This window comes from Actinoplanes sp. NPDC048791 (assembly GCF_040650095.1).
GTDB lineage: Bacteria > Actinomycetota > Actinomycetes > Mycobacteriales > Micromonosporaceae > Actinoplanes.
Genome location: NZ_JBEZGQ010001643.1, coordinates 1 through 1,230, shown reverse-complemented (window position 1 = coordinate 1,230; position 1,230 = coordinate 1). Strand labels below are relative to the sequence as shown.

Sequence of the window (1,230 nt, the reverse complement as noted above, 5' to 3'; positions counted from 1 at the left end):
GCCCGTTGTCCGCCTCAGCCGCCCGCCCGGCCCAGGTCAGGTGACGGCCCGGCCCGTTGTCCGCCTCAGCCGCCCGCCCGGCCGCGGTCGGGTCGGGGACCGGCCCGGCTTCCGTCTCGGTCACCCAGGCGCGGCGGATCAGGTCGTCGACCTGCGCGCGCACGGTCGGGGCGAACGGCGCGAGGGCGGTGTCGAGCTCAGCCCTGGACGTGTCGGCCTGCGCAAGGGTGGTCAGGATCTGCCAGTGCCGCCGGGTCAGCTCCTCGTCGGCCATCAGCCGGTCGAACTCGGCCTCGATCCGGCGGTCGATCTCTTTGACCCAATACCCCAGGGGACGCATGCATGTCATGTTACAAGCATTTGTACAATGACATCCATGGCGGAGCTGGCGGCGATCGAGCGCGCGATGATCACGATCCGGCGGAGTCAGAGCCGGCGAGCACTGAGCCGGCTCGCTCCTGAGGGTGATCAGACGGTCTTCGGGGTGCTCGACGCGCTGGAGGAGCTGGGCCGGCCCGCAACGGTCGGCGAGGTGGGCACTGCGCTCGGGGTCGATCAGCCACGAGCCAGCCGGCTGGTGGCCCGGGCGGTGGAGCAGGGCCTGGTGATCCGCCAGGCCGATCAGCAAGACGGCCGGCGGACGTTGCTCGTCCTGACCGGGCCGGGGCGGTCCCAGCTGGCGGATGCCCACCGGTCCCGGCAGGAGATCTTCTCGCGGGCGATGAGCGACTGGCCGGAGGCCGACCGGGAGACGTTCGCCCGGCTGCTGACTTCCTTCACTGCCGCGCTCGGGTCCCTCACCGACCGCCCGCCGGCCGAGTGAGGTCAGCGGGTGGCGCCCAGCACCGCCCACCGCGCCCCACGCCAGCGGACCAGCAGGAACACCAGCCGGATCAAGGTGAACAGCGCCAGCCCGAACCACACCCCCGACAGCCCCCAGTCCAGCGCGTACGCCAGCCAGATGGCCGGCAGGAAGCCGACCAGGGCCGCCGCCAGCGTCATCGTGCGCAGGTAGCCGACGTCGCCCGCGCCGATCAGGACGCCGTCCAGGGCGTAGACCACGCCGGCGAACGGGAGCATGCCCACGAACCAGGGCCACACGATCGCCGCCTGCTCGTGGACCGCCTGGTCGCCGGTGAACCAGCCGGGCACCACCCCCGCGCCCGCCGCAGCCCGGGCCGCGAAGCCCACCCCGGCCACCGCGCCCACCGCGGTGACCCGCCGGGCGAC

2 protein-coding genes and 1 pseudogene are annotated in these 1,230 nt (G+C 73.3%); 1 reads left to right on the top strand and 2 read right to left on the bottom strand.

Features of this window, described 5'->3' with window-relative positions; all coding sequences use genetic code 11:
- The coding region (locus tag AB0C29_RS49245) for a hypothetical protein (RefSeq protein ID WP_360835396.1) at positions 1–340 on the bottom strand (340 nt) is incomplete at its 3' end.
- Between the two features lie 36 nt (positions 341–376).
- On the opposite strand from AB0C29_RS49245, the gene AB0C29_RS49240 reads away from it, so the two are divergent.
- Complete coding sequence (locus AB0C29_RS49240; protein WP_360835394.1) at positions 377–823, top strand: MarR family transcriptional regulator; 447 nt, start codon at positions 377–379, stop codon at positions 821–823.
- A gap of 2 nt (positions 824–825) precedes the next feature.
- Here the strand turns inward: AB0C29_RS49240 and AB0C29_RS49235 are convergent.
- Positions 826–1,230 (bottom strand): annotated as a pseudogene (locus AB0C29_RS49235) (MATE family efflux transporter); the annotation flags it as partial.